This is a genomic window from Citreimonas salinaria (assembly GCF_900107235.1).
GTDB classification, from domain to species: Bacteria; Pseudomonadota; Alphaproteobacteria; order Rhodobacterales; family Rhodobacteraceae; genus Citreimonas; species Citreimonas salinaria.
The window spans coordinates 171,798-193,477 of sequence record NZ_FNPF01000006.1; the positions used below are offsets into that span (position 1 = coordinate 171,798).

The window sequence follows — 21,680 nt, forward strand, 5'->3', positions numbered from 1 at the left end:
GCCTCAGCCATCGAGGGGGCCTGCATGATCATCCGCGCCATCGTCGCCATCACCGGACTGACTCTTGCCGGCTGTTCCGGCGCGCCGATGGGCGGCGGGGCAGGGGGCGCGGACGGCGTGCAATACGTCGAGGTCGGCCCGAACGCCGTGCTGCCCTACGGCCAGATCGGCCGCGCCTGCGACGTGTCCAAGGCGCGCCTCGGCACCGAGATCGCGCGCTACCCCGATTCCGGCCGCGGCTACGCCATCCACGACAGCGCGCCCGGCCAGACCGGCCAGCGCACCTTCTACGTCACCGGCTTCAAGGACGGCTGCGCGCGGCAGGTCACCGCCGCGCTGGCGATGTTCGGCCATCCCGACACCTACGAGATGATCCGCTTCGGCGCGCCCTCGCGCAACCAGCCGCTGGCCGCGACCGACGCCGCCTACGACCGGATCAAGCGCGCGCTGTGCCGCGTCAAGGACGATGCGCCCTGCGGCGACCGCCTTGGCCGGCTGGCGCGCGACACGGTGTTCATCAGCCTCTACGAGCGCCACGGCTCGAACCCGCGCTGGAAGAACCTGCTGCTGCACGACGGCGACGTCGTGGCGCTGGACATCAAGTCCCGCTGACGCGCGCCTCGCTGGCTCAGTAATGCGGCGGCCGCTCGTCGCCGACGACCACACCGCCGGTGCCTTCCGACGCGCGCTCGGCCTCGCGGGCGATCAGCGCCTCGACGCGGCGCTGCAGCTTCTCGATCTCGCGGTCCTGCCGGGCGACCGTGTCGGACATGTCGTCCACGCTGCGCTCCAGGTGGGCAAGGCGTTCCTCGACGTCACGGTCCATGGCTTCGCTCCTCTCGGCATCCTCGCTCCCCTCGACGTAGGGACAGTCGCGCCGTCCCGCAAGCCCGTCGCTTGCCCCCGCCCGGGCGGCGCGCTAGAGGGTGCGCGACCCGAGCGAGACAGGCAGAACCATGGCCAAAGTCAAGAAGACGCCCCGCCCCAAGGCGCAGACGCCGAAGGGCTTCCGCGACTATTTCGGCGCCGAGGTGACGCAGCGCGCCGAGATGCTGCAGGCCATCGCCGGGGTCTATCATCGCTACGGCTTCGACGCACTGGAATCCTCGGCGGTCGAGACGGTCGAGGCGCTGGGCAAGTTCCTGCCCGACGTCGACCGCCCGAACGAGGGCGTCTTCGCCTGGGAGGACGACGCCGAGGGCTGGGTCGCCCTGCGCTACGACCTGACCGCGCCGCTCGCGCGCGTCTATGCCCAGCACCGCAAAGACCTGCCGCTGCCCTATCGCCGCTACGCGATGGGCCCGGTCTGGCGCAACGAGAAGCCCGGCCCCGGCCGCTTCCGCCAGTTCTACCAGTGCGACGCCGACACCGTGGGCGCGGCCTCGGTCGCAGCCGATGCCGAGATCTGCGCCATGCTGGCCGACGTTCTGGAAACGGTCGGCATCCCGCGCGGCGACTACATCGTGCGCGTGAACAATCGCAAGGTGCTGAACGGCGTTCTCGAGGCGATGGGCGTCACCGACGAGGGCCAGCAGGCCGCCGTCCTGCGCACCATCGACAAGTTCGACAAGGTCGGTGAATCCGGCGTGCGCGAGCTGCTCGGCAAGGGCCGGCTCGACGCCTCGGGCGCCTATATCGACGGCGTTGGCCTGTCGGACGCGCAGGCCGAGCCGGTAATAGGCTTTTTGACCGCACGCCAACACGATAACAGTGGCTTCGTAGAAGAATTGTTCTTTGCAGCGATGGAAGGTGACCTTAAGAAGTTTGGTCGCTTTGCCGACATCGTTTCCACATTGATTTCGGACGATCGCGAAAGCGCGGATGTTCATTTCGAAGCACAAAACATCCTCAATCTCGCGACGCTGATGCGCCTAGAAGAAATCGTCGGCAATTCAGAGATAGGCAAAGAAGGCGTAAGAGAACTCGACGAAATGGTCGCTCTTTTGACCGCCCAAGGCTACGGCCCCGACCGCATCGTCATCGACCCCAGCGTCGTGCGCGGCCTCGGCTACTACACCGGCCCCGTGTTCGAGGCCGAGCTGACCTTCGAGATCCTCGACGACAAGGGCCGCAAGCGCCAGTTCGGCAGCGTCGCTGGCGGCGGGCGTTACGACGACCTCGTCAAGCGCTTCACCGGGCAGGCCGTGCCCGCCACCGGCGTTTCCATCGGCGTCGACCGCCTGCTGGCCGCGCTGCACGAAAAGGGCCGGATGCACAACGTCGCCCAAGGCCCCGTCGTCGTCACCGTGATGGACCGCGACCGCATGCCCGACTACCAGGCGATGGTGTCCGAGCTGCGCGCCGCCGGCATCCGGGCCGAGGTCTACCTCGGCAACCCCAAGAACTTCGGCAACCAGCTCAAATACGCCGACCGGCGCGGCAGCCCGGTCGCCGTGATCGCGGGAGAGGACGAACAGGCCCGCGGCGTCGTCCAGATCAAGGACCTCGTGCTGGGCGCCAGGATCGCCGAGAACGCCAGCCTCGAGGAATGGAAGGAACGCCCCTCGCAATACGAGGTGCCGCGCGGCGAACTGGTCGCCCGCGTCCGCGCGATCCTGGACGGCACGACGTGAACCCGGCGGCCCGCGACAAGGCCGCTGGCCTGCGCGCCCGGTTCGAAGCCGCCGGCGCCGTGGTGATCGACCCCGCGATCCTGCAATCGGCCGAAATTCTGCTGGACCTCTACGGCGAGGATATCCGCGCGCGCGCCTACGTCACCGCCGATCCCGCGCGGGGGGAATTGATGCTGCGCCCGGACTTCACCGTCCCGGTGGTGCAGGCCCACATGCAGGGCGGGGCGGAACCCGCCCGCTACACCTATTCCGGCGAGGTCTTCCGCCGGCAGGAAGCCGACCCCGACCGCCAGTCGGAATACCTCCAGGTCGGGTTCGAGATCTTCGACCGCACCGATCCCGCCGCCGCCGACGCCGAGGTCTTCGCCCTGTTCTCGGACGCGCTGGCGGGGCTGCGGCTGCGCCCGGTGACCGGTGACATCGGCGTGCTGATGGCGGCGGTGTCCGGCCTCGACGCCTCGGCCGCGCGGCGTGCGGCGCTGCTGCGCCACCTGTGGCGGCCGCGCCGCTTCCGCGCGCTGATGGACCGGTTCTCGGGCAAGACGCCCCCGCCCGCCAGCCGCGCGAAGCTGCTGAAGGCGCGCGATCCCTTCGCCGGCGCCGCGCCGCTGGTGGGCAAGCGCTCGCAGGCCGAGATCGCCTCCCGGATCGAGACGCTGCGCACCGATGCCGACCAGCCGCCGCTGTCGCGCGAACAGGTGGCGCTGGTCGACGCCATCCTTGCGGTGCGCGAAACCATGCCCTTCGCGCTGGCCCGGCTGCGCGACATCGCCGTCGACATGCCGGCGCTGACGCCCGCGCTCGACCGGATCGAGGCGCGGCTGTCGGCGCTGTCCGCGCGCGGCATCGACGTCGACGCGCTCGACTTCGAGGGCAGCTACGGCCGCACCTCGATGGAATATTACGACGGCTTCGTCTTCGGCTTCGTCTGCGAAGCGCGCCCCGACCTGCCGCCGATGGCCACCGGCGGGCGCTACGACGCGTTGACCGAACGGCTGGGCGCGGGGCAGGCGATCCCGGCGGTGGGCGGCGTGATCCGCCCCGACCTGATCCTTGCGCTGGAGGAGCCCGCATGAGCGTGAAGCTGGGCGTGCCCTCGAAGGGCCGGCTGATGGAGAAGACCTTCGACTGGTTCGGTGCCCGCGGCGTGACCCTGTCGCGCACCGGGTCCGACCGGGAATATGCCGGCGCGGTCGCGGGCGTGGACGGCGTCGACCTCGTGCTGCTGTCGGCGGGAGAGATCCCGCGCGAACTGGCCTCGGGGCGCATCCATCTCGGCGTCACCGGCACCGACCTTGTCCGCGAAAAGCTGGTGCAATGGGACCAGAAGGTCGAGCCGCTGGCCGAACTGGGCTTCGGTCACGCCGACCTGATCGTCGCCGTGCCCGCGGCCTGGGTCGACGTGGACACGCTCGACGATCTCGACGCGGCGGCCGCCGCTTTCCGGGCGCGCCACGGCCACCGGCTGCGGATCGCGACCAAGTATCACCGGCTGGTGCGCGACTACCTGCGCGACGGCGGCGTGGCCGATTACCGGCTGGTCGACAGCCAGGGCGCGACCGAAGGCACCGTGGCGAACCTGACGGCCGAGGCGATCGCCGACATCACCTCGACCGGGGAGACCCTGCGCGCCAACCACCTCAAGCCGCTGTCGGACCCGCCGGTCCTGCGCAGCCAGGCGACGCTCTTCCGCTCGCGCCGCGCGCCGCTGTCCGGTGACGACCGCGCAACATTGGACGCGCTGACCAGGCTGCTCGATCTTTAGGCACCGCGCGGCCGTCAGCACGAAAGCGTGGCAAATCCTAACGATTCCTGAATCCGTCTCTGGAAGTCATTGATTTCATTGGGGCGGACTCGTGTCCCACCGTGGGACACCCGTCGCCTCGGCGCGTCCGGCCGGGCCGCAAGCCGCCGATCCGAGGCGCCGCAGCCCGGTCCGCGGCGGCCGGACACCCGCCTCGATTGCCCGGCTCGGGCAATTCGGATAGGACGGGACGCTCAAGACCATTGCGGGGTTCCTTGCCGATGCCTTCGATTTCCGCCCGTTCGCTGGGCTTCGCATGCGCCTTTCTCGTGGCCCAGGCGGCCGCGGCCGACCAGCACGAGGACACGCTGCGCATCGTGGCGACGCAGGCGGCCTCGACGCTGAACCCCTACCTGTCGAGCGGATCGAAGGACGTCACCGCTGCAAGCCTCGTCCTCGAACCGCTGGCCGGTTTCGACCCCGAGGGTCGGACCTTCCCGCGCCTCGCCCAGGACATTCCCACGCTCGAGAACGGCGGGGTCTCGCCCGACGGGCTCTCGATCACCTGGACCCTGCGCGAGGACGCCCGCTGGTCCGACGGCAGCCCCGTCACCGCCGAAGACGTGGCCTTTACCCACCGCTACTGCACCGATCCCGCGATGGGCTGCGCGCAGGCCCACCGCTTCGACGGCATCGCCGCGGTCGAGGTGCTGGACCCGCGCCGCGTCCGCATCCGGTTCGCGCAGCCGCAGCCCAACCCCTACCAGGCCTTCGTCGGGCCCGAGACGCCGATCCTTCAGCAGGCCCAGTTCCGCGACTGCACCGGCGCACGGGCGCCTCAATGCGTCGATCAGAACATGGCGCCGATCGGGACGGGGCCCTTCACCGTCGCATCCTTCGTGCCCGGCGACGTGGCCGAGTTCGCAGCGAACCCCGGTTTCCGCCAACCCGGCGCACCGCATTTCGAGCGCGCCGTGCTGCTGGGCGCCGACGACACCGTCGCCGCGCGCACGGTGCTGCGCACGGGCGAGGCCGATTTCGCTCCGGGGGTGTTCCTGCCGCCGGACTCGCCGGCCTGGGACGAGGGCGGCGGCGCGTTCGTGCAGCTGGCCTTCGGCGCCGACGCCGAGTTCCTGATGATCAACAACGGCCTGCCGTGGCAGGACGAAGCCTACCGGCCCCACGCGGCCCTTTCGGAACCCGACGTGGTGCGCGCGCTTGCCCTCGCCATCGACCGCGAGGCGCTTGCTGCGGTGGGCTATGGACCGGCGGCCCGGCCAAGCTGCTACTGGATTCCCGCGCCGGACCGCCACGTGCCCGAGGCGCCGTGCCCGGTCCGCGACGTGGACGCCGCGCGCGCGCTGCTGGACGGCGCAGGCATCGTCGACAGCGACGGCGACGGCATCCGCGAGTTGGACGGGGCGCCGGTTTCCCTCGTCCTGCACACGTCGACCGGTCAGGCGCGCGAGGACATGGCCGCGACGCTCAAGCAGTTCTGGCGCGAGATCGGGATCGGGACCGAGATCCGCACCGTGCCGCCGCAGGCGCTGTTCGGCGGAGACCCGGACAACCCGCTGACGCTGCAGCGCTTCGAGGCCGATCTCATGCTGTTCGGCGGCGGGTTCAGCGGCGTGGATCCCCAGGCGCACCTTTCCGGCGCGGCCTGCCGGAACGCGCCCCGTCCGGCGACGCAATGGCAGGGGGCGAACATAGCCCGCTTCTGCAATCCATCCTACGAGGCGCAGCTTGAAGCGTTGAACGAGGCCATTTCGCCCGAGGACCGCGCCCGTGTCATCCGCGAGCTGAACGCGATCGCCTCGACGCAGGGCATGATGATCCCGCTTCTGCATCGGGGGCGGGCCTCGCTCGTCGGCGAAGACATGCGCGGGCTGGTCACGAACGCGTGGGACAGCGCGTTCTGGAACGTTGCCGAGTGGCATCGCGCGTCGGGATCCTGACTGCGTGGCCTGACAGTCCGCCCGGATACAAGCAAGCATGTGCCGATGGCCGCTTCCCGACGCGCCGGCACGGGCCGATTCCGGCCGGAACCGGTCAGCCTGAACGCGCGACGCAAGCGCCGCACGTCCCGCCCGAATGTACGCGCGATCAGTCCTCGGCGCCGATCTTGTCCTGCGTCTGCGTGTCGAAATCCTCGGCCGAGTGACGCTCGTGAAGCTGCTCGTGCGGCTCTCCGAAGGTCCGGTTGACCATGCGGCCCCGCTGCACCGCCGGCCGCGCGTCGATCTCTTTCGCCCAACGCCGGGCGTTTTCGTAGCTTTGCACGTCCAAGAATTCGCCCGCGTCGTATTGGCGGCCCAGCACCAGATTGCCGTACCAGGGCCAGATCGCCATGTCGGCGATGGTGTAGTCGTCGCCGGTGATGAATTTCCGGTCGGCGAGGTTGCGGTCCAGCACGTCCAGCTGGCGCTTCACCTCCATCGTGAAGCGGTTGATCGGGTATTCCATCGGCTCGGGCGCATAGGCGTAGAAATGCCCGAAGCCGCCGCCGAGGTAGGGCGCGCTGCCCATCTGCCAGAACAGCCACGACAGCATCTCGGCGCGTCTCTCTGGCGCGCCCAGAAAGGCGCCGAACTTCTCGGCCAGGTGCAGCAGGATCGCGCCGGATTCGAAGATCCGAACCGGGTCGCCGCCCGACCGATCGATCAGCGCCGGGATCTTCGAGTTCGGATTGATTTCCACGAAGCCCGAGCCGAACTGGTCGCCGTCCCCGATCTTGATCAGCCAGGCGTCGTATTCCGCGCCCTTGTGGCCCGCGGCCAACAGCTCCTCGAACATCACGGTGACCTTGACGCCGTTGGGCGTCGCGAGGCTGTAGAGCTGGAAGGGATGCTGGCCGTGCGGCAGGACCTTGTCGTGCGTCGCCCCTGCGATGGGCCGGTTGATCGAGGCGAAGCGGCCGCCGCTTTCGGCGTCCCAGGTCCAGACTTTGGGCGGGGTGTAGGCTTCGGTCATCACGGCGTCCTTTCGGTTTTCGTTTCCGCAGAACCTAAGCATGTGCGCGCCGAAGGCCAGAGGCCGAAGCCGCGCTTTCGCCCGCGCAGGGGCTGTGCTTTTCTGCGGGGGACGGCCGCGACGGGTCGCGCAGGATCGCAGGAACGGAATCGCAGGCATGGACGGCAGACCCGCAGCGCTGGTGCTTGGCGCCGCCGTCTGGGCGGAGGGACAGCCGTCGCCGACCCTTCGCCGCCGCGCGCTGCACGCCGCCGGGTTGTGGCACGCAGGCGTCCCCTGCGCGATCGTCTGCTGCGGCGGCATGGGCCGCCACGGACCGTCAGAGGCGTCGGTCATCGCCGCCCTGCTGCGCGAGGCCGGCGTGCCGGACGAGGCGCTGCACCTCGAGGCGCACTCGACCACGACCGAGGAGAACATCCGCTACGCGCTGCCGATCCTGCACGCGCTCGGCGTCTCCGAGGTGCGCATCGTCACCGATTCCTGGCACGCCCCGCGCGCGGTGCTGCTGGCTCGCGGCATGGGGTTGCACGCGAGAGCAGCCGCAGTTCCATGGCAGGGCGGGCGGCGCCGCTTTCAGGCGCGGATGGTCCTGCGCGAAGGCGGTGCGTTGGTTGGAAACGCACTGCGGATGGCGTGGCGCGGGTTGCGGTAGGCGGCCTCAGAACACCCCGATCTCGGCCAGCGCGCCGGCCAGTTCGGGCGGCAGCGCGTCTTCGGCCTGCCGGTGCGCGGGCAGATCGCGCGGTGCGTCGGCAGGCGCAAGGTAGCGCCAGCCCTGAAACGGGCGGCGCGGCGCGGGCGTGGTGCGCACCAGCGCGGGGTCGAGCACGATGGCGCAGCGGCGGATGCCGTCCTGTCCCGTCACCTCCTCCAGCCGCAGGATGCGCTGGCGTGCCTGGACCAGCCCCTTGATGACCCAGTAGATCGAGCCGCCGGCCTCGATCTCGGGCTGCTTTTTCGGCCACATCCGGGTGACGTGACGCGGCTTTCCATCCGAAAACCGCTTCGCGTGGCCGCTCTGCCACGCGATCAGTTGCTCGACACTTTCGGTGCCGGCGCTCAATTTCAGCAGATGGATGTGCTTATCCACAGAATCCGTCCCGTTTCCCACGTCATATGGTAGCGGCCGCGACAGGCGCTTCAACCAGTTGTGGCGGCGCGCCGCTTTGCGCTAGATTGATCGCCTGCCGCAGCCAAGGAATCGATCGCCATGTCACGCTTTGCCGCCCCCATCGCCGAACAGATATGGGACATGAAGTACCGTCTGAAAGAGGCGGACGGCACACCGATCGATCTTTCGGTCGAGGACAGCTGGCGCCGCATCGCCCGTGCGCTGGCGTCGGTCGAGGATGACGCGCCTGCGTGGGAGGAAAAGTTCTACGCCGCGCTGGAGGACTTCAAGTACCTGCCGGCCGGGCGCATCACTGCCGGCGCAGGCACCGACCGCAGCGTGACGCTGTTCAACTGCTTCGTGATGGGCACCGTGCCCGACACGATGGGCGGCATCTTCGACATGCTGAAAGAGGCCGCGCTCACCATGCAGCAGGGCGGCGGCATCGGCTACGATTTCAGCACCATCCGCCCGCGCGGCGCGGCCGTCCACGGCGTAGCGGCGGACGCGTCCGGCCCGCTGAGCTTCATGGATGTCTGGGACGCCATGTGTCGCACGATCATGTCGGCGGGCTCGCGCCGGGGCGCGATGATGGCGACAATGCGCTGCGACCACCCGGACATCGAGGCGTTCATCGCCGCCAAGTCCGACAGCGCCCGGCTGCGCATGTTCAACCTGTCGGTGCTGGTGACCGACCCGTTCATGGAGGCGGTGAAGGCGGACGGGCCGTGGGACCTGACCTTCGGCGGCAAGGTCTATCACACCGTGCAGGCGCGCGACTTGTGGAACCGCATCATGCAGGCGACCTACGATTACGCCGAGCCAGGTGTGATCTTCATCGACCGCATCAATCAGCAGAACAACCTGCACTACGCCGAGACCATCGCCGCGACCAACCCCTGCGGCGAGCAGCCCCTGCCGCCCTACGGCGCCTGCCTGCTGGGGTCGATCAACCTGGCCCGGCTGGTCGAGAACCCGTTCGAGGATGCCGCCGGCATCCCCGACGCCGCGCTCGACGATCTCGTCGCCACGGCCGTGCGGATGATGGACAACGTGGTCGATGCGTCTCGCTTCCCGCTGCCCCAGCAAGCCGAGGAGGCGCGCAACAAGCGCCGCATCGGGCTGGGCGTCACGGGCCTGGCCGATGCGCTTCTGATGATGGGCCTGCGCTACGGGTCCGAGGAGGCGGCCGCCAAGACCGGCGAGTGGCTGCGCCGCATCGCGCGGGCGTCCTACTTGGCCTCGGTCGAACTGGCGAAGGAGAAGGGACCTTTCCCCCTGTTCGAGGCCGAGCCGTTCCTCGCCTCGGGCATGATGCGCCGCATGGACGACGACGTGCGCGAGGCCGTGCGCACCCACGGCATCCGCAACGCCCTGCTGACCTCGATCGCGCCCACGGGGACGATTTCGCTCTACGCCGGGAACGTCTCCTCGGGGATCGAGCCTGTCTTCGCCTACAGTTACACGCGCAAGGTGCTGCAGAAGGACGGATCGCGGACCGAGGAGGAGGTCGTCGACTACGCCGTCCAGATGTACCGCGAAAGATTCGGCCACGACGCCGACCTGCCCGACCATTTCGTCAACGCCCAGACGCTGGCGCCGCTGGACCACGTGCGCATGCAGGCAGCTGCCCAGCCGTGGGTCGACAGTTCGATCTCGAAGACGATCAACTGCCCCGAGGACATCTCGTTCGAGGCCTTCAAGAGCGTCTACCTCGAAGCCTACGAGACCGGCTGCAAGGGCTGCACGACCTACCGGCCGAACGACGTGACCGGGTCGGTGCTGAGCGTGTCGGAGGAGAAGCCGAAGGCCGACACGTTCGCGTCGTTCGGCGAAGCCTTGAAGTGGCGCATGGAGTCCACCGGGAAGTCGGTAGCCACTCTCTCCAAGGACGCCAACGTCTCCCGTGACGTGCTGAACAAGTTGCTCAAGCGCGCAGGAAGTTCGACGAGTGCGGAAAATGCGATGGCCATCGCGCAGGCTTTCGGAGTGACCGCCGAAACGTTCCTGAGCAAGAGCATTTCGCCCGAACTCGTCGCCACCACCGACGCCGAGCCGCAGCAGCCGCACGGCGACGTGGTCTACATGTCCGAGCCGCTCGAACGCCCGTCGGAACTCGAGGGAGCGACCTACAAGCTCAAGTGGCCCGACAGCGAGCACGCCATCTACCTGACGATCAACGACATCATCGTCGGCGGCCGCCGGCGCCCGTTCGAGGTGTTCATCAACTCCAAGAACATGGAACATTTCGCCTGGACCGTGGCGCTGACGCGCATGATCTCGGCCGTGTTCCGCCGCGGCGGCGACGTGTCCTTCGTGGTCGAGGAACTCAAGGCCGTGTTCGATCCCCGTGGCGGCGCTTGGGTGCAGGGCAAGTACATCCCCTCGATCCTTGCCGCGATCGGCGGCGTGATCGAACGCCACATGATCGCGATCGGCTTCCTCGAGGGCGAGGGCAAGGGTCTCAAATCCGATCCCACCGCCCAGGTTGTCAACCTCGGCACCCCCCGCGGCAGGGCCTGCCCCAGTTGCGGTCAGTTCGACCTGCAGATGGTCGAGGGTTGCATGACCTGCCTCAGTTGCGGACACAGCAAATGCGGTTAGGCGGTCGCGGCGGGTTTGTGAAGCGACCACCAAAACTTGACCATTGGACACGGTCAAATGACCATCCGACAATCAAGTCGTGTCCATTCAACGAGTTGACGAGGCAAATTGCCATGAGCCTTCTTTTTGCGAAATGATATACCGGAACGCTATTAAATGCGGCGTTCCTACATCTATGCAACAATCGCCTTGTCGGCAACGTAGTGCCGGGTATCCCAGCGGCAGATAGTCTGACCCATGGCGCTGCGACTGAGCTCAACGACATTTAGTCGGTCGCCCGGAAAAGCAGGACTTAATTCCAGCGAGAGATAGTCGAACAGCGAGCGTTCATGGACAGCTATGATAACTTGACGTCCCATCTGCTTGGAAAGCGTGCGCAGCAAAGCTGCGAATTGCGCGATGTGAACCTCGTCCATGCTCTGGACTGGATCGTCGATCACCAGCCATGGCAGTTTTTCTTTAACCGAAAGATGTAGTGCCATGAACAGTGTCAGGGCTGCCGTATTAAGGTTGCCCGCGCTCAGCATAGCCCTCGGATTGCCTCCTTTTCCGCCGCGCCGGTGGTGCGTCTCGAGGACCGCCTCGACCTCGTCGCCCACCGTCTCCGGAATCGCAAAGGCCGGTATGAAGGGTTCTTCTGGTGCAAGGCGAACGAATAAATCACGCCAAACGGTGTTCAATTCGTCATTGAATACGCGGCGAACAACGCGCCCGCGTGCTTCGCGTGTCTGCCGGGCGATATCCTTGGCAATGTTGATGATCTCGTCAGCTTCAGCTTTCTGGCTTTCCTTGAATGACAAACGATTCTTGACTTTGCCTCGTTTGTTCCGGAGCCCGGTCAGTGTGTCGCGGGAAACAATGACGGCCTTCGCGGCGTTAATCGCTTCACGGCGAGCGGTCTGACGAGCGTTTAACGACAACTCTCTCTGAGTGATTGTCGTCATGAGGCTATAGAGGATTTGCTCTGTCGCCGTGGCGGACTCGAACTCGACGCCTAATCGATAAGCCAAGTTTTTAACATTGCTGCGGAGCACGATCGCAGATCGATCAGAGGTTTGCGAAGCGACCAAGGCTTCCGCGGCATTCGCCGCATTCTGCCGATACCGATCGCCCTCCGTGAAGCTGGTCGCCGCTTCATCTAACTGGCTGCGAATATCGGTCAGGTCGGCCCAACGCGTCTTGAGAGCGGACAGTTCAATTTCGGAGATCAGACCGCTCGTCGCTGCCTGAATTTCGCGTTCGAGCTGTGAAATGTTCCCCTGGGTATTGTTCCGAGACTGAAGCAGAGCTTGGACGCGCCCCGCTTGCTCAACCATGGTTGCGACTTTTGCGGCGACATGGGCGGATAGCGGTGTTTCGGAAACCTCTGAAAAGTCGCGATCGCAGACTGGACAGATATCGCCGGCGACATGGGTCATTAGCTCGGAGAGAGATCTGGCAAATCTTTCATTGGACGCCGAAGCTGAAGTGATTTCTCTGTCCATCCGTTCTATGCGTGCTCTCGCCTCCGAAACCTGGCGCGACAGCGTATCGCGCTTTGCAATAGCCGCGTCATGGTTCGACAGAACACGTTGAATCCTTTCGCTATCTCCTTCGATGCGGCCGATGAGCACCCGCGCCCGTTTACTGAAGCTCGCCTCGCTTGAATTTGACACGTCAGCGAAAAAGGTAGCTGCTCGATCAAGCAAGCCATTGACGGTCTGACCTTCTGTCCGAGCCCAAGTCTCGAAGGCGCTCGTCGCCTTCTCATTGGCTGCCTCGAGCTCAGCGCGGTCAAGAACTGTCGGCTCCTGCTGCTTGGCTGCATTCCAGCCAACTTGGCTGACTTCCAATTCGCGCCGCGCGCGGACCAGCTCGGCGAGATCGCTCTCTTCCGATATGGCGTTGAGAGCGGGGACAATATAATCTGGATGACGACCAATTAAGTCCGGCTCGACTGCCGCGAGTGCCGTTTGCAGTATATCTTCATCCGTATTGAGCGCAGTTTCAGCCTCTTTGATCTGAGAATGAAGCGCGGCAACTTCTGCTGACGGAGTTGTTCATGGTTATCGGAGCGATCAAATTGGGGAAGTAATTACGGGCGGGGAAGCCGGTCCGAACACGCACGAGAGCTCGCGTGCCGCACCTGGCGACGCAGGGCTTCATGAACGTCCCGGAGCCGACATTCTGGACTCGATTTGAAGTCGCCCCTCGGCTTCACCAAACCCGCCATTGACCCCCGCATGACCCGAAATCCATAGTCAGAGGTGGCTCACTTCTCGATGGAAAACCCGGCTCAGTTCTGGGTGGAAATCAACAGCTTCTGCAACAGAGACCGGTGATCCATAAAAACGACCTTGTCAGCCATCTCGACACGCAGGTGCTGAAAGTATTGGAAGTCCGCGTGCGTCATTTCGAGAACCTCAAGCAGAAAGAGAGACATGACCAAGAAACCTGAACGAGACGTTGAGAAGAATTATCCGCTTCCGGCTTTCATCGACAAGCTGCGCCGACTTGCCGATGCGCTGGAAACCGGCGCGCGCTTCGAGATCCAGATCGCGGGCGAGCGCATATCCGTGCCGGCGCGCGCCACGTTTTCCATTGAACACGAGAGAGGCGAGGACGAGGAAGAGGTCGAGTTTCAGATCAAGTGGTCGCCAAAGTAAAGGCAACCATCGCGTCCATAAAACTTCGTGGGGTGCAGCCGGTGGAAGCGGCGTGCGGGCTGGCCACGGCTCTGATCGACTGGCAGCCGGATAGAGTGATTTTCGCGCACGGACGCTGGTTCGCGAACGACGGTGCGGCGCAGCTGCGGAAGGCCTTCTGCTGGCTGGTCGGCCCATCCGGAGAATGACGTGTCCGCCGAGCCGTTGGGGCGACAACCGCTGAATCGGTGCGCCCTCCGGAGATTTCTTCGGCGGGCGCGCTTTAGTCTGGCTCCCAGAAGAGAGCAGTCGGACGCGAGACGCCGAGATAATCTTCAATGATCGATCCTTGGAAGGAACCAGGTCAGCAGCCCCGCCAACGGCAGGAAGGCGCAGATCCTGTAGACCGTCTCGACTCCATGGCTGTCTGCCAGAAAACCCAGTAGTGCCGCCGAAATACCCGCGAGTCCGAAGTTTAGCCCGTAGAACAAGCCGCCGATCAGCCCGATCCGGTTGGGCAGCAGATCCATCGCATAGATGAGGATCGAGGCGAATGCGCTGGCCATGATGAGACTGATCATGATCGTCAAAATGCCGGTCCAGAACAGGTCCACGTAGGGCAGGATCAGCGTCAGGGGCAGCGGGCCGAGAATCGAGATCCAGATGATACGATAGCGCCCGATGCGATCCCCTATGATCCCGCCGATCAGGACGCCGACCGCTGCCGCCACGAGGAAGACGAAGAGCATCATCTGCGAGGCCGGGATGGACAGGCCGAACCGCTCGATCAGGTAGAAGGTGTAGAAGGATCGGAAGCTTTCGATGTAGGTATTCTTGGTGAACATCAGCATGGTCAGGATAAATAGCCCGACGCCGATCGTAACGTGCGAATGCGGCGCTTTCTCTGGTCCGCCACGGCTCCGTGACCGGATGGATGCGAAGTCGGCGCTCAACTGGCGTTGCTTGCTGCCGATCCAGGCGAGAAGCATCATCGCGGCCAGGGCGGCGACGGCGAACCACGCGAGGCTTGCTTGTCCCCAAGGCACGATGATCAGCGCGGCCAGCGCCGGGCCGAGCGACCCGCCCGCCTGACCTCCGACCTGGAAGATGCCTTGGGCAAGCCCCTGCCGGCCTCCTGCGGCATAGCGTGCATTGCGCGTGGCCTCGGGGTGGAAGATGGAGGACCCGATCCCGATGAGCGCCACCGAAACCAGGATCGTCGCGTAGCTCTGCGCAAAGGCAAGGCTGACCAGTCCGGACAGGGTGAACATCATCCCCACGACGGGCGAATACGGGGCCGGATGCCGATCGGTCACCATGCCGACCACCGGCTGAAGCATCGCCCCCGCGATCTGGAACGTCAGCGTGATCATCCCGATCTGTGCGAAGTCCAGCGCGTAGGCGCCTTTCAGGATCGGGTAGACCGCGGGGATCAGCGACTGCATGAGGTCGTTCAGCAGATGCGTCAATCCCAACGCCATCAGCACCGCCAGATGGGTTCCCGACCGGGTCGCGGTTGTCATGATGCTTTCACTTTCGGGAACGTGGCACTGATGTAGGATGGCTCGTGTCAAGCTCGCCGGAAGTTGCTCGTCCCGAAAACAATCGTCAAGCACTCCAGCCGCAGGCGGCCCGACACCTGACTCCGGCCGGGCGAGGCGGTGAAGGTCTCCGGGTCGGCCACTCGGCCAGACCGCCGACGACGGCCAGCTGACCGGCCCGGTGCAGACGCCCCAGCCCCTCCAATGCCAGCTTGTCGGAGGTCGGATTCCTGCGCCAATCATAGACCTGCCAACGGGTCACATCATGGCGCCGGGCTACGTCCGCCAACTTCGCTCCGGAAGCCAAGCCTTCCGCGGCAATCCGCGCCCGCTCTGCTCCGCATGGCCAAGCCAGTGCGCCCTGTCGTGGAGCAATTTGGGATCTGGCCTCGCCGCATCAGTGGTCCACAGTTGGCAACCGCCAGCCCGCAGCGAAGGCTACGGCCAGCAAAAGCGCGAAGCGTGACAGCCTGAGGTTGCGCACCGTTCTTGAGTCACGGCATGTCCGCTCCTGAACTTTGACAAGCGCCATCTCGCACTTGCGGCGAAGGGCAGGAATCCGACCATCATGTCGGACGGCTACGCAGGCGCAGCATGAAGTGAGCAACTGCGGCGAACGGCAGAAAGGTCCGCGTTCCTGACATTTGAGCGCGGCAAATGCTGCACCGGGGCATCTTCGCCTGGCCATTAAGCGGAGCTCAGAGCAGTCCACGAGGGCGGCTTCGCTGTAGGGGCCGAGACAGTTGAACGGGTCGGCGAGAACGCGGGCGGCACCGAACGCGCGGCCGGCCCTACTTCCACCGTCAGCCTATCGCCGCGATGCCCAGTCACCCACCGTCTTATCGTCGGGGTTGGGGTGCAGCCGAATCTTCGACGATGCGCCAACGATCTGCCCTATTCTCGAGCAGACCGTTCTGAGTGCCGATACCATTCAGCACGTTGATGTCGGTTCAACTCCTTTAGGTGTCTTTCGACGAGGATGCGGAGGGCCTTCATTCTGAACTCCGTCTCAGGAGGATAGTCCCTCACTAAGATCGGTTCACCAGCGTAGCGAACGTCATAGCGTCCATCCGCGCGCCGAATGAAGCTGATCATATCGTAGTCGATGGGCATCCCAATCGTTCCGATTCCTCCGGTATGGCCAGAGCCTGAGCTGGCACTTGCACGATCCGCCGACCACCATCACCGAGGCCGCTCGACACTGCAAGATGTGCCGCACACGATGGACTTCGACTTGCAGCCGGATTGCTTGTCGGGGCGCTGCGAGAAAATTCAGAATTTCGCTTCGTCTCTCCGGAACCGGCCAATGTTGTTTTCGAAGCGACTATCGCGAGCCTCGGGAAAGGAGAGACAGGGGCACCTTGAAGCTGCCGCACTGGTGCAGCGTAGACAACAAGAACCAAGCCAATGTTCGACTATACGCCGCCGAACACCCGCGACGAGACCCTTGATCTCGCTCGGTGTCTCTTTTTCGACCACGGCCATGACTTGGCCGAAGCAGCCTCCCGCTTGGGCGGCGCCTGTGGCGAGGCGAAGGTCGTGGCCTGCGCCCTTCAGATCGAGACTGCGACCCGGATGACATACCGCATCCGCAGGGAACTGAACGCGCTCCATCGACTGCTGTCCCTCGCCGATGTGGGTGATCCTGAGTGCCTCGAAACGGAGCTTTTCGCCGCGCTCAGTCCGGCAGATCCGGAGGTCGAGACGATCTGCCTACTGACCGATCGGCTGGCGGAGCTGCTCGAGGAGGTCGACCTCGCATTGGCGCGCCGCGCCGAGGAGGGTGCACCGGCGGCAACCATCACGGCCTGAGATCATGCTCTGCTCCCGGAAAGGGGGCGAGCCTTGACGCACCGCCAAGACCGGCCGTGCAACCGATGAGGTTTCGATGAAGATGACGCAGAACACCGAATGTTCGATCGAGGAGCTTGCCGCTGAGGTCGTCCGCCTTGGGCGTGAACTCGAACGGGCAGCTCACGCCGTCTGCCTTGGCGGCAACAGCCGCGACGTCGGGTATGCGAGCCGGACCCTTCGCCGTCTTGCTGAACGCGATCCGTTCGACGCCGGCAATAAGGCTTCGATAGAGGCGATCGCAGGGATAATTCAGGCGGATCTGAGATCGGAGGTCCGGGGCGTCGAACGGCGGTTCTTCGAGACTTATTATGATGATCTCGGGCAGCACGGTGAGGTTCGCGAATGCCCGATCTATTCGGATCGGGGGGAGAAGCTTCTGGCTCTTCAGAATATCTTCGCGCGCTTCATGGAGTCCCGCGCGGCCACGCTGGATCGTGTGGCTGCCGAGCGGGCCGTCATGCGGCTGCTTTCCATGTAGCGTGCTTCCGGGCGTCGACAGCTGATGCCGATGGGCGAACGACTGCGCCGGCTCCCTTACGCGGAAGAGTCGGCGGTCGAAAAGAATCGAGCAGGATCAATTTTCTACGGCTTCTGACGAGGAAAATTCTTCCGGATCTATCAGACGACGCAATCTCCGGGCTCGAACAAGAACATGTCCGAAGGGGACTTCAGCATGCACATGACGCCAAGCGGCGCCTTCCTTCTTCCGCAACCTCCGAACGCGGCGCGCCGGATCAAGATGGGAGTGCAGAAGCATTTCACCGGAAGCTTGGTTATCGGCGACGAGGGCCAGGTCGTGGAGTTCGAGAGCCATACCGAAAAGCTGACTGCGCTGGTGATGCTGGCCCGTCCGGATGTCGTGCATTTGGAGAGCCAGATCCCGTTCGGCTGGAGGGATCAGGCGGGCCAGGAGAAAACCCACACTTTTGACCTGCGAGTCACTTATGTCGACGGCAAGCGGGTCGCCCTTTTCGTGAAGAACAGCCGGGAGGCGGCGAAGGCCGAATTCCGGGCCGAAACACTGCTCATTGCCAGTCAGGTGACTCCGGATTTCGCTGACCGGGTATCGCTGGTCACCGAGAAGAACCTCGATCCAATCGAGGTTTACAATGCTGAACTGCTTCACAGCGTGCGCATACCGGACCCAGAAGCGGACGCCGCGGTTCGTCGGGTGGTCGCCGAGACCTCTGGTGCGGTGAAAATCGAGAACATCGTATCGGCTGCCGGGTGCTCCGGTCGAGGCTTCTTGGCCACTGTCCGAATGATCCGGACGCATGACCTGGAGCTTGTCGCACGTGAGCGCATCGAGCGAGAGGCCCTCGTCCGTCGGAGGATACTTTGATGCTGGACTTCGCACCGAGCCCGCAGATCCCCCGATATGCATTCGGGCCGCACGACAAGGTTACGATTGGGGACATCGCTTACCATGCGGTCGACGAGATCGACGCCGGTTACGTATTCGTGCGCCTCGATGGGAAGGGTATGGCTGAAAATTTCAGCAGGGCTGAAATCTCCCGGTTGATAGATCTCGGCCGCGTCGTGCATGAGCGGGAAGCTCTGCTGCCCGAGGCGGCGCGAGCGCGCCTTTCGGCTCCGTCCGATCTCCTCTCGACGCTTCCTGCCGCGCAGCACCTGCGTGCACGAGGCAGAGAAGGCGCCGTGTTGGCTTTCCTCCAAATGGAAGAGGAGGGGTGCGTCAACCGCACTGACGAAGCCATTTCCAACATGCTCGACGCTATTACTGGTCGAGCCGCCAAGATCCTGAAAGGCGAGAGCCAATACGATGAAGCGGGCCGAAAAGCGGGCATCTTATCTGTTCCCGAATTCAGTCCGCGTTCATTGCGTCGCTGGATAACAGCATACGAGAGGTTTGGTATCTCCGGTCTGTTCGACGGAATGAGTCGACAGGGCAACAGGAGCCGCAGGCTCTGCCTACAAACCCAGACGATCTTGGCACGATGCGTCCGTGGCTACCTGACCTTGGAAAAGAAGACGCAAAGCGGGATTTACGAAGACGTAAAGGTTGCTTTTTCGGCCGAAAATGAGACACGTCGAGCTCAGGGTCGCCCGGAGCTTGTCCGACCGTCGAAGGAGACCGTGCGCCAAGCCATTCTGGCACTTGATCCTTTCGAGTGCGACGTCGCCCGTGAGGGGCTCGAATTTGCCAAGCGCAAGCATGCACCGGTCGGAGTCGGGCTCAACCTGACTCGACCGCTTGAACGTGTAGAACTGGACACTTGGAACGTCGATCTGATTACCCTGATGTCCGATTCCGGACTCCTTCATTTCTTGAGCGAGGAGGACAAGGAGCAACTCGGCCTCGATGGCGAAAAGAAGCGTTGGTGGTTGACCGTCGCGATGTGTGCGACGACGCGCTGCATCCTGGCGATGCGGCTCTCCCGCACGCCGTCAGCACAGGCGACGATCCAGACGCTCGACATGATGATGCAGGACAAGGGTGTGTGGTCCGACGCTGTCGGGTCGCTCTCGTCCTGGCACATGCGCGGCCATTCGTCGTGGCTCTACGCGGATTGTGGCGCCGAATACATCTCATACGACGTGAGGGTGGCCGCGGAGGATCTCGGTATCAGCCTCGAGCATGCGCCCGGCGGGCACCCAGAGATGCGGGGTCGGATCGAGAGATTTTTCAAGACGATGTCAACAAAGCTGATGCAGCGCCTCACTGGACGAACATTCAGCAACATCATCGAGCGCGGGGACTACGATTCCAAAGCTCGGGCTGCTCTTACCGTCGATGACCTTTCCGCTGCCCTGATCCGCTGGGTCGTCGACGTCTACCACCGCACGCCGCACTCCGGCCTGAGCGGAGAGACCCCCGGGAATTGCTGGGACCGCCTGACCGAGAAATACGGTGTTGTGGCAGCGCCGGACCTGCACCGCCGTCGTCTTGCGTTCGGCACGCGCATGAAAGGTGTCGTTGGAGAGGATGGGATAACTGTCCTCGGTATCCGCTACCATTCTGAACCGCTGGCTCGCCTGATGCTCAGGCGCCGGAACCATGAGGTAAACTTCCGTTGGTATAGCGAGGACCTTGGTGCCATCGCGGTCGAGGTAGACGGCGAGTGGTTCGAAGTGCCCTCCGTCCTTCGGCGCTACGACGGCGTCCGGGCTCAGACGCACCTTGCCGCTGTGCGGGCGCTGCGGGCCCGATTCAAGCACGAGGCCGCGCTCCAGGAGAGCGTGGTCCTTCAGGCGATCACCGATATCGAAGCAATCAACGGCGATGCCATGAGGCGGGTCGGGCTTCTGGTCGAGAACTGGAGCATAGAGAGACTGCGGCGGGAAGAGGACAACCTCTTCATCGGCTTCCGGATCGAACCAAACGCCGACATGGCAATCGCCCATGCTGGTCCGGACCTCGGGGAAGATCTGCCCACGGCGACGTCCTCGCCTCACGCGGACGTGACCAATTTTTCAACGGAATCCGCTGACCTCGTTTCCGAGTGCGCCGCATCGGACGAATTTTCGGGCTGTGCCGAGCGTCATGCATCTCCGGGCGACGGTGCGGACGACCCTGACTTCGAGTTCGAGGACATATGATGATCGAAGAGACGATGCTCACCCCAGAAGTGCGCGCGATAATCAGCGAGCTGCGCGGGAAGTATATCAAGACGGAACGGGACCGGGCTTTCCGCGGAACGTTCGATCGGCTGCTGGAATGCGACGAGGAGGGAAACTTGATCGCCAAGCCGGCCAAGTGCATCGCCACCGGAGAGACGCGAGGCATCGTAGTCACCGCTGGCGCAGGTGGAGGCAAGACATCTCTCGTACGTCATGCCCTCAAGAAGCACCCTGCGCTGCAACCTTGCGAAACTGCGGCCATGCCATGTGTGACCATTAGCGTGCCGTGTCCTGCCACATCGAAGAGCGTCGGAAAGGCGCTCCTCAAGGCGACCGGCGTCCCCGCCAAGTCGGGCAACCGGACTGCGCAAGACATCTGGGACGATGTCGCATTCCGGTTCAAACTGCTGGGCACGGTCGTTGTCTGGATCGACGAGGCGCATGACGTCTTCCCGCAAAGCTCGAAGTCTGAAGCACCGGACATCCTGAAGACCCTGAAAAGACTTATGCAGGGTGAGAGCGCAGTGATCGTGATCCTCTCCGGCGTTGACCGTCTTTGGACGAACGTGTGCTTCGACGATCAGGTGAGCAGGCGCTATTTCCCGATCGCTCTACCGCAGGTTTTCGGGGCCACGGACTGCAAACGGCTGTGGGCAATTCTCGGAGGCTATTGTGGTCGAGCCGGTCTCGAGCCCCCTGAACGCGGGGATTTGATGGAAAGGCTCGTGCACGCTGGCCGTCAACGCTTCGGTCGTTGCGTCGAACAGATGATTGACGCGATCGAGATCGCCTTGGTGCGCGGCGACGCCAAGCTCGACATCCGGCACTTTGCAGACGCCTTCTTCGCAAGGGAAGGGTGCCAGAGGCGTTGTTGCGTAACTCTGACTGCGGGCGATTCACATCGCGAATCCATGCGGTTAGACGGGTCGCATGAGCAAGCCTCCTCCCGCCCGCTACCGCACGACGAACTGGTCCAGCCATAACGCCGCGTTGCGCAAGCGCGGCTCGATGCTGATCTGGGTAGACAAGGAAATGGCCTGGCTGGCGCCGCATGAAGGTCGGCTCGGCCGCCCT

At 64.5% G+C, this 21,680-nt stretch carries 19 protein-coding genes and 1 pseudogene; 14 read left to right on the top strand and 6 right to left on the bottom strand.

The genetic code is table 11. The features are described 5' to 3' along the window. Positions 1–24: 24 nt before the first annotated feature. A complete protein-coding gene (locus BLW27_RS10170; protein ID WP_089882844.1) occupies positions 25–612 on the top strand; it encodes a hypothetical protein in 588 nt (195 codons plus the stop codon). 16 nt (positions 613–628) lie between these two features. Here BLW27_RS10170 and BLW27_RS10175 read toward each other — a convergent pair whose 3' ends face one another. Beyond that, complete coding sequence (locus tag BLW27_RS10175; protein ID WP_089882845.1) at positions 629–826, bottom strand: SlyX family protein; 198 nt, start codon at positions 824–826, stop codon at positions 629–631. Between the two features lie 130 nt (positions 827–956). On the opposite strand from BLW27_RS10175, the gene hisS reads away from it, so the two are divergent. The 4 genes from hisS (at position 957) to BLW27_RS10195 (ending at position 6,275) form a co-directional block, all read left to right on the top strand. Then, positions 957–2,573 (top strand): histidine--tRNA ligase, encoded by a 1,617-nt coding sequence (hisS, locus tag BLW27_RS10180; protein WP_089882848.1) that lies wholly within the window; start codon positions 957–959, stop codon positions 2,571–2,573. Beyond that, complete coding sequence (locus BLW27_RS10185; RefSeq protein WP_245710839.1) at positions 2,570–3,649, top strand: ATP phosphoribosyltransferase regulatory subunit; 1,080 nt, start codon at positions 2,570–2,572, stop codon at positions 3,647–3,649. Before hisS ends, BLW27_RS10185 begins: the two co-directional genes overlap by 4 nt. Next, entirely contained in the window at positions 3,646–4,338 is a 693-nt protein-coding gene (gene hisG / locus BLW27_RS10190) for an ATP phosphoribosyltransferase (RefSeq protein WP_089882853.1), read from the top strand. The genes BLW27_RS10185 and hisG overlap by 4 nt, the downstream gene beginning before the upstream one ends. 260 nt (positions 4,339–4,598) lie before the next feature. Further along, positions 4,599–6,275, top strand: coding sequence for a peptide ABC transporter substrate-binding protein (locus BLW27_RS10195; protein WP_089882856.1), 1,677 nt, complete (start codon positions 4,599–4,601; stop codon positions 6,273–6,275). A gap of 148 nt (positions 6,276–6,423) precedes the next feature. On the opposite strand, the gene yghU is transcribed toward BLW27_RS10195, so the two are convergent. Continuing rightward, the gene (gene yghU / locus BLW27_RS10200) at positions 6,424–7,290 is read right to left on the bottom strand and encodes a glutathione-dependent disulfide-bond oxidoreductase (RefSeq protein WP_089882859.1); all 867 of its coding nucleotides are present in this window, start codon (positions 7,288–7,290) and stop codon (positions 6,424–6,426) included. A gap of 157 nt (positions 7,291–7,447) precedes the next feature. On the opposite strand from yghU, the gene BLW27_RS10205 reads away from it, so the two are divergent. Further along, positions 7,448–7,942, top strand: coding sequence for a YdcF family protein (locus tag BLW27_RS10205; protein ID WP_089882862.1), 495 nt, complete (start codon positions 7,448–7,450; stop codon positions 7,940–7,942). A 6-nt stretch (positions 7,943–7,948) separates the two neighbouring features. On the opposite strand, the gene BLW27_RS10210 is transcribed toward BLW27_RS10205, so the two are convergent. Then, the gene (locus tag BLW27_RS10210) at positions 7,949–8,380 is read right to left on the bottom strand and encodes a DUF1489 family protein (protein WP_089882864.1); all 432 of its coding nucleotides are present in this window, start codon (positions 8,378–8,380) and stop codon (positions 7,949–7,951) included. Positions 8,381–8,500: 120 nt separating this feature from the next. On the opposite strand from BLW27_RS10210, the gene BLW27_RS10215 reads away from it, so the two are divergent. Then, the gene (locus BLW27_RS10215) at positions 8,501–11,005 is read left to right on the top strand and encodes an adenosylcobalamin-dependent ribonucleoside-diphosphate reductase (RefSeq protein ID WP_089882866.1); all 2,505 of its coding nucleotides are present in this window, start codon (positions 8,501–8,503) and stop codon (positions 11,003–11,005) included. A gap of 173 nt (positions 11,006–11,178) precedes the next feature. Here BLW27_RS10215 and BLW27_RS10220 read toward each other — a convergent pair whose 3' ends face one another. Continuing rightward, positions 11,179–12,837 (bottom strand): coiled-coil domain-containing protein, encoded by a 1,659-nt coding sequence (locus BLW27_RS10220; protein ID WP_143042240.1) that lies wholly within the window; start codon positions 12,835–12,837, stop codon positions 11,179–11,181. Between the two features lie 588 nt (positions 12,838–13,425). Between BLW27_RS10220 and BLW27_RS10225 the strand changes: the two genes are divergently transcribed. Continuing rightward, positions 13,426–13,650, top strand: a complete 225-nt coding sequence (locus BLW27_RS10225) for an amphi-Trp domain-containing protein (protein WP_089882871.1) — start codon at positions 13,426–13,428, stop codon at positions 13,648–13,650. Between the two features lie 314 nt (positions 13,651–13,964). Here the strand turns inward: BLW27_RS10225 and BLW27_RS10230 are convergent, their stop codons facing one another. Beyond that, positions 13,965–15,152 carry an MFS transporter gene (locus tag BLW27_RS10230; protein WP_089882873.1) on the bottom strand — a complete coding sequence of 396 codons (1,188 nt, stop codon included), beginning with the start codon at positions 15,150–15,152 and terminating at the stop codon, positions 13,965–13,967. An 85-nt stretch (positions 15,153–15,237) separates the two neighbouring features. Next, a complete protein-coding gene (locus BLW27_RS22105; protein ID WP_143042241.1) occupies positions 15,238–15,546 on the bottom strand; it encodes a transposase in 309 nt (102 codons plus the stop codon). A 1,031-nt stretch (positions 15,547–16,577) separates the two neighbouring features. Here BLW27_RS22105 and BLW27_RS10240 point away from each other — a divergent pair. From BLW27_RS10240 to BLW27_RS20695, 6 genes and pseudogenes are all read left to right on the top strand, one after another. Next, positions 16,578–16,982: a hypothetical protein gene (locus BLW27_RS10240; protein ID WP_089882878.1), complete on the top strand. Its 405-nt coding sequence runs from the start codon at positions 16,578–16,580 to the stop codon at positions 16,980–16,982. A gap of 76 nt (positions 16,983–17,058) precedes the next feature. After that, entirely contained in the window at positions 17,059–17,502 is a 444-nt protein-coding gene (locus BLW27_RS10245; protein ID WP_089882881.1) for a hypothetical protein, read from the top strand. A gap of 174 nt (positions 17,503–17,676) precedes the next feature. Then, a complete protein-coding gene (locus BLW27_RS10250) occupies positions 17,677–18,366 on the top strand; it encodes a hypothetical protein (RefSeq protein WP_089882883.1) in 690 nt (229 codons plus the stop codon). Then, on the top strand, positions 18,366–20,585 hold the full coding sequence (locus tag BLW27_RS10255) for a DDE-type integrase/transposase/recombinase (protein ID WP_089882886.1): 2,220 nt from the start codon (positions 18,366–18,368) through the stop codon (positions 20,583–20,585). The genes BLW27_RS10250 and BLW27_RS10255 overlap by 1 nt, the downstream gene beginning before the upstream one ends. Continuing rightward, on the top strand, positions 20,585–21,589 hold the full coding sequence (locus BLW27_RS10260) for a TniB family NTP-binding protein (protein ID WP_177177870.1): 1,005 nt from the start codon (positions 20,585–20,587) through the stop codon (positions 21,587–21,589). The genes BLW27_RS10255 and BLW27_RS10260 overlap by 1 nt, the downstream gene beginning before the upstream one ends. Next, positions 21,537–21,680, top strand: a pseudogene (locus BLW27_RS20695) (IS5/IS1182 family transposase); the annotation flags it as partial. The gene BLW27_RS10260 and the pseudogene BLW27_RS20695, both read left to right, overlap by 53 nt.

Coding starts and splice junctions, on each gene's coding strand:
- BLW27_RS10260 (WP_177177870.1), top strand. CDS start 20,585: ATGATCGAAGAGACGATGCTCACCCCAGAAGTGCGCGCGATAATCAGC.
- BLW27_RS10175 (WP_089882845.1), bottom strand. CDS start 826: ATGGACCGTGACGTCGAGGAACGCCTTGCCCACCTGGAGCGCAGCGTG.
- hisS (WP_089882848.1), top strand. CDS start 957: ATGGCCAAAGTCAAGAAGACGCCCCGCCCCAAGGCGCAGACGCCGAAG.
- BLW27_RS10240 (WP_089882878.1), top strand. CDS start 16,578: ATGTTCGACTATACGCCGCCGAACACCCGCGACGAGACCCTTGATCTC.
- BLW27_RS10250 (WP_089882883.1), top strand. CDS start 17,677: ATGTCCGAAGGGGACTTCAGCATGCACATGACGCCAAGCGGCGCCTTC.
- BLW27_RS10215 (WP_089882866.1), top strand. CDS start 8,501: ATGTCACGCTTTGCCGCCCCCATCGCCGAACAGATATGGGACATGAAG.
- hisG (WP_089882853.1), top strand. CDS start 3,646: ATGAGCGTGAAGCTGGGCGTGCCCTCGAAGGGCCGGCTGATGGAGAAG.
- BLW27_RS10225 (WP_089882871.1), top strand. CDS start 13,426: ATGACCAAGAAACCTGAACGAGACGTTGAGAAGAATTATCCGCTTCCG.
- BLW27_RS10245 (WP_089882881.1), top strand. CDS start 17,059: ATGAAGATGACGCAGAACACCGAATGTTCGATCGAGGAGCTTGCCGCT.
- BLW27_RS10170 (WP_089882844.1), top strand. CDS start 25: ATGATCATCCGCGCCATCGTCGCCATCACCGGACTGACTCTTGCCGGC.
- BLW27_RS10255 (WP_089882886.1), top strand. CDS start 18,366: ATGCTGGACTTCGCACCGAGCCCGCAGATCCCCCGATATGCATTCGGG.
- BLW27_RS10230 (WP_089882873.1), bottom strand. CDS start 15,152: ATGACAACCGCGACCCGGTCGGGAACCCATCTGGCGGTGCTGATGGCG.
- BLW27_RS10205 (WP_089882862.1), top strand. CDS start 7,448: ATGGACGGCAGACCCGCAGCGCTGGTGCTTGGCGCCGCCGTCTGGGCG.
- BLW27_RS10195 (WP_089882856.1), top strand. CDS start 4,599: ATGCCTTCGATTTCCGCCCGTTCGCTGGGCTTCGCATGCGCCTTTCTC.
- yghU (WP_089882859.1), bottom strand. CDS start 7,290: ATGACCGAAGCCTACACCCCGCCCAAAGTCTGGACCTGGGACGCCGAA.